General features: G+C 64.7%; 6 protein-coding genes and 1 pseudogene. 4 read left to right on the forward strand and 3 right to left on the reverse strand.

The features are described 5' to 3' along the window. The 3 genes and pseudogenes from AC1DT2_RS14920 to AC1DT2_RS14930 all read left to right on the forward strand — a co-directional run. A pseudogene (locus AC1DT2_RS14920) lies at positions 1-254 on the forward strand (divalent metal cation transporter); the annotation flags it as partial. Between the two features lie 89 nt (positions 255-343). Then, the gene (locus tag AC1DT2_RS14925) at positions 344-1078 is read left to right on the forward strand and encodes a response regulator (protein WP_477297149.1); all 735 of its coding nucleotides are present in this window, start codon (positions 344-346) and stop codon (positions 1076-1078) included. After that, on the forward strand, positions 1075-3069 hold the full coding sequence (locus AC1DT2_RS14930) for a PAS domain S-box protein (protein ID WP_477297151.1): 1995 nt from the start codon (positions 1075-1077) through the stop codon (positions 3067-3069). Before AC1DT2_RS14925 ends, AC1DT2_RS14930 begins: the two co-directional genes overlap by 4 nt. Here AC1DT2_RS14930 and AC1DT2_RS14935 read toward each other — a convergent pair whose 3' ends face one another. Then, entirely contained in the window at positions 3070-3789 is a 720-nt protein-coding gene (locus AC1DT2_RS14935; RefSeq protein ID WP_477297153.1) for a Crp/Fnr family transcriptional regulator, read from the reverse strand. 199 nt (positions 3790-3988) lie between these two features. Between AC1DT2_RS14935 and AC1DT2_RS14940 the strand changes: the two genes are divergently transcribed. Continuing rightward, positions 3989-4321, forward strand: a complete 333-nt coding sequence (locus AC1DT2_RS14940; protein ID WP_477297155.1) for a universal stress protein — start codon at positions 3989-3991, stop codon at positions 4319-4321. Here the strand turns inward: AC1DT2_RS14940 and AC1DT2_RS14945 are convergent. Both AC1DT2_RS14945 and AC1DT2_RS14950 read right to left on the reverse strand, forming a co-directional pair. Beyond that, positions 4308-4643 carry a universal stress protein gene (locus tag AC1DT2_RS14945; RefSeq protein ID WP_477297157.1) on the reverse strand — a complete coding sequence of 112 codons (336 nt, stop codon included), beginning with the start codon at positions 4641-4643 and terminating at the stop codon, positions 4308-4310. The two genes, AC1DT2_RS14940 and AC1DT2_RS14945, sit on opposite strands and share 14 nt — an antisense overlap. A 199-nt stretch (positions 4644-4842) precedes the next feature. Continuing rightward, positions 4843-5512: universal stress protein (locus tag AC1DT2_RS14950; RefSeq protein WP_477297159.1), on the reverse strand; the 670-nt coding region annotated here is incomplete at its 5' end.

A 5512-nucleotide genomic window follows, 5' to 3' on the forward strand; every position in this document is an offset into this window, starting at 1 on the left:
CCTTCTACGGTGTCCTGGCCGTGGCGACGGTGCTGGGCACGCTCTTGACCTTCCTGCCGATCTCTCCCATACGGCTCCTGTTCTGGTCGGCTGTGATCAACGGCGTGATCGCCGTCCCGCTGATGGTGGCAATCATGGCAGCCGCCTCCAGCCAGCGCCTCATGGGGGCTTTCGTTCTGAAGGGGGCACTGCGGATCCTCGGCTGGACCGCCACGGCCGTCATGGCTCTGGTGGCCCTTGGGCTGCTTTGGTGACCAGAGCGCTTGCCGCCACGTGTCGCGTACCCTCTAATGAACGGTGCCGATAGGCCGGTACCGCCGGCTCCGTGATGCGAGGCCGTCCCATGGCGTTTCAGGAAGCGGGCGATAGGCTCTTGATCGTCGACGACGAAGTCGATGTCACGGCGCTGCTCGCCCGGTACTTCATCGCCCAAGGCTTCCAGGTCGCCACCGCCACGGACGGGGTGCAGATGCGCCGGGAACTGTCGGCTCAGCACATTGACCTCATTTTGCTCGACCTCGGCCTTCCCGGCGAAGACGGCTTTGCCATCACCCGTTACCTCCGGGAGCAATGGCGCGGGCCGGTCGTCATCGTGACGGGCCGCGGCGAAGCGGTCGACCGGATCGTTGGCCTGGAGCTGGGCGCCGACGACTACGTAACCAAGCCGTTCGACCTTCGCGAGTTGTTGGCCCGGGTGCGCAGCGTGCTTCGACGCAGCCGGGCAACCGCGGGTGTGCCGGCTTCCGTGGCGGCGACACGCACGTGTTTCTCATTCGATCGCTACAGCCTGGATGTGGGAACGCACACGCTATCGGACAGTGATGGCCATCCGATTGAGCTGACCTCCGGCGAATTTGCCCTCCTGCGGGTGTTCGTCGAGCACCCCAACCGAGTCTTGACGCGCGATCAGTTGATGACCCACGTCCACGGGCGCGAGGCTGGCCCRTTCGATCGGGCGATCGACGTTCAGATCGGACGACTGCGGCGAAAAGTCGAACTCGACCCTGCCGATCCGCGACTGATCAAGTCGGTGCGTGGCACCGGTTATCTCTTCACCCCGACGGTGCGCCTCGCGTGACGGTGCCCGAGGACGGTGTCGGCGATGCCGCGCTGTTCCGGGCGCTTTTTGAAACCGCGCCCGATGCGATGGTGGTCGTCGATCGGACCGGCACCATCGTTCTGGTCAATCCGCGTGCCGAAAGCCTGTTCGGCTACAACAGCGGCACGCTGGCAGGGCGCCCCATTGAAGTCCTGCTGCCCGGCCAACTGCGCGAACTGCACGTGGCGCACCGCACCCGCTACATGGACAGCCCCAGGCTGCGCCCCATGGGTGCGGGTTACGAGCTAACGGGGGTGCGGGCCGATGGGACCGCGTTTCCGGTCGAGATCGGGCTCAGCCCGATCAACGCGGGTCCGATACCGCTGTTTGCGGCCTCCATCCGTGACATCTCGGAGACCCAACGCGCACGCCGAGCGCTGACCCGAAGCCGTTACGATGCCGCCCTGGCCGACATCAGCCGTCGCATTCTTCTGGCCGCGAATCACGAAGCGGCATTGGTGGACATCCCCCAACTACTGGCATCCGCGCTCAAAGCACCCGCCGTGGCGATTCTGCTGGCCGATCCCCACGGCGACAGGCTCAGGGTGGCGGCGGCGGCAGGCCTGGACGGGGCCTTGAGGGAACAGCTGCAGCGGGCCGTGTGGCTCCTGGCTCTGGATGCAGAGGACCGCGCCCGCATGGACGGGGGCCAGGTAGCTGCCTTTCCCCCAATTGAAGGCGCACCGTCGCCTCACGCCGTGGTGACGACGCTGCCGGACCGACGCACGCCGGCAGGCTATCTGGTGGCTTGGCTGCCTCCACCCAATGGGAGCGATCGGGATCGGCACCACTTCTTCGGCGCCGTAGCGAATGTGCTATCCGGGGCGATCCAGCGCGGCCGGGCGGACGAACAGCTCGCGCACGCGCAGCGCCTGGACGCCCTGGGTCAACTGACGGGCGGCATCGCACACGACTTCAACAATCTACTCACCATCATTTCGGGAAACCTGCAGTTGCTGGAAATGGCCGGTCCGATGGACGTCGAAACCATGGAGACCGTCGCCAGTGCCTCGCGTGCCGTCGAGCGCGGCTCGGCACTGACGCGTAAGCTTTTGGGCTTTTCCCGCCGGCAGCGCCTCACGCCTCAGCCGGTGCGTCCCGAGCTCCTGCTGGCTGACCTGAGCGATATGCTTAGCCGCACGCTGGGCGAACACATTTTGGTGATCGCCAGCTGTGCTGATGAACTACCGGCGGTGTTTGCGGATCCTGGCGAACTTGAGGCAGCGCTCATCAACCTCGCGCTGAACGCGCGGGATGCCATGCCGACAGGTGGCAAGCTCATCATCTCAGCCCACGCGTTGAGCGTCAGTGGCGATGATGATCTGGCGACCGGTGCGTATGTTGTCTTCTCCGTCGCCGATTCGGGCACCGGCATGCCCTCGGAAGTGAGCGCTCGTGCCTTCGAGCCTTTCTTCACCACCAAGGATCCCGGTAAAGGCAGCGGCCTCGGCCTGAGTATGGTTTACGGCTTCGTCAAGCAGTCGCGCGGTCGCCTCACCCTCGAAAGTCAGGTGGACGTGGGAACGCGTATCGAGATGATCCTTCCTGTGGCACAGGAAGCGGCTGCCAGCCCAACGCCACCGACTGTCTGTCCCAGCGGTAGCGCAACCGTGCTGGTGGTGGAGGATGAGCCGGAGGTGCGGCGTATCGCGGTCTCGTTCCTGCGCGCGGCCGGCTACACGCCGATCGAGGCCGGGGACGCAACATCAGCGCGCGCTTCGTTTGCGGCGCACCCGGACATCGAACTGCTGTTCACCGACGTCGTCCTTGGCGCAGGCGAGTCGGGTGTCGAACTGGCGATGGACCTGCAAGCCACGCGCCCCGGTTTGAAGGTGCTACTCACCTCGGGCTACGAATTCGGTTCCTGGGACGCCGGCTCCGGCGATACGGGAGAGCTCGAGTTGCTCCGCAAGCCCTATCGACGAGACGACCTCATCACGACGTTACAACGGGTCTTGAACGAGCGCTGATCAAGCCATCGCACAGGCCATGTCCCTTAGTCCTTCGGCGTCGAGTACGTGGACTTCCCGGCGTTGCACGCTGATGTAGCGCAGGTCCGCCAAGTGCGTGAGCGCGCGACTCACCGTCTCGTGCTTGATGGCGAGGAAGCTGGCGATGTCCAGCCGGCTCATGCGCAGAATAAAGTGCTTGGCGCTATAGCCCATGCGCGCCTGCCGGGCAGCGATGTCGATCAGAAAGGCAGCCACGCGCGGCTCAGCGGCTAGCGTGGCCAGCAGCAACATCCACCCACGGTCGCAACGGATTTCCGCCGCCAGTGCGGCATGAATCTGTTCCTGCAACCCAGGGATCTCCGTGGCGGCCTTCATGACCGCGGGATATGGCAGTTCCCAGCTTTCGCTGTCCTCCAGCGCGACGGCATCCCCGGCGTAAGCGCCCAGGCCAATTGAATCCACGCCGACCAACTCGCCCCGCATCTTGAAGGTGGTCACCTTCTCGCGCCCATCCTCGGCCAGCTCACACGTTTTGTACGAGCCGACGTGGATCAGGTGAATCGCACGAAACGGCTGGCCGGCACGATACAGGTGCTGGCCGGCGGCATGCTTGCGCCGGGTCACCTGCAGGTGTCGTTGCAGGGCTTCGATGTCCAACGGGATATCCAGCGACGGAGTGGACGCCCAGGCTGTCCAAGGCAGTGATCGAGCGGAACGTTGTGCGGTGTTCGCGATCATGGCGAAGTGTCCCTTGTCACGGCGGCCTTTGGTGAGCCCAAGGTAGGCCTCTTGGGTGACATCATGTGATCGCAACGGCAACGGTCTGTAACAGTGTGTAACGGAGCCGCCTTCGGTAGTCGGGGGTTGACCCCGGTCAATGCGGATCCAGCACGATTCAGGCTCCATGGGACTGCCTCCACCCTGACGGACCATCGCCTTGTTTCAGCACCTTCTCGTTGCCATCGATCGACGGTCCGGGTCCTACCGGGTTGCCGCATTGGGACTACGGATGGCCTGTCGCCTTCGTGCGCGCGTTACGGTGCTGTTTGTGGTCGCCACTAGTGGCCAGGACGCGACCGTCAACGAGCAACACCCGTCGCACGCCGCCGTGGATGTTGGCGAGCGCGTGTTTCGGCGTGTCCGGCGCATGGCCGCAAAGACCGGGGTGCCCTGCGTGTGTCGCTACGCCTTCGGTCGCGACGCGCACGCGATCGTCCGCGAAGCGGCGATCACGCACCAGTGCGACCTCGTCGTGTTCAATGGGCCATGAGCAACGGCACGCGGGAGCGATGCAGCATGTTGAAGGTCACGCCACCGAACACGAATTCCATCGCATGGGTATGGCCGTAGGCACCCATGACCACCAGGTCCGGGTTGGTGCGGGCGACTTCGTCCAGGAGCGCGTCTTCAGGCGGCCGTCCCTGGCGGTCGATGATCTCGAAATTCGCTGAGCGACCATGGCGCTGCACGTGCGCAAGAAGCAACGACGCGTTCTCCGCGGTTGCACCGGCGGTATGGGTTTCCCCAGCGCCCATCGCCATTACGATGCGCAGTGTGCATTCCATGGGCAACCAGCGGAGCGCCTCGTGCAACGCACGGGCCGACTCCGGCGTGTCTCGCCAGGCTACCAGGGCCTGGCGCGGCGGATGGGTCGGCTAGCGCATCCGCGGGGGTGATACCCCATGGACCGTGCACGCGGGTTGGCAACGGCACCGACTGCGTGCTGGTCCGCCGACCGCACGACCGTGGTCGCGCTGGAATCCGGTGTGGTCATGGCGACGTCCTTATGAATCAATGGGAAAAGAGAACAGGCACCTGTGCGCCCTGGAAGAGATCGCGCGTGGTGCCGCCGATGACCCATTCGCGTACCTTGCTGTGTCCGTAACCACCCGACACGATCAGCTGTGCGTTGCTCTGACGTGCGTGTTCCAGCAGCGTGTTGCCAACGGACATACCACGCGACTTCACGGTGACGACTTGGGCGCGCACGCCGTGCTCGCGCAGATGGTTCGCCACGCTCTCGCCGCGCTCGTGCACTGCCTCCAACACACTGGCAATAGGATCGACCAGGACCACATCCACACTCTCACACTGCTCCAACAGTGGCATTGCATCGTGCAAGGCCCGCGTAGACTCCGGTGTATCTGCCCACGCAACCATTGCGTGGTGCTCGGGGAACAGCGGACGTTCGAAGGACGGCACCACGAGCACCGGTCGGCCCGATGCCTGCAGGAGCGCGGCAAAGTAGGAGTGCACCATGGCGATGTCGACGGTCGAATCGCACGGACGTGCAATGACGATCAGGTCGGTGCAGCGGGCRGCTTCTGCGGCTAGTTGGGACGGATCCACGAACAGCGCTTCGAGCGTCCTTACTTCGCCGGCGACCTGCATGGTAAGGAGCTGGTGGCGAAGCTGCTCCGCACGGACCCGAGCTGCCTGACGCAGATCGGTATAGACCCTG

It is taken from the genome of Luteibacter sp. P4_E6 (genome assembly GCF_056401535.1).

What these genes read in the sequence shown, in the direction of transcription:
- AC1DT2_RS14935 (WP_477297153.1), bottom strand. Translation starts at nt 3,789, where the DNA reads ATGATCGCGAACACCGCACAACGTTCCGCTCGATCACTGCCTTGGACA.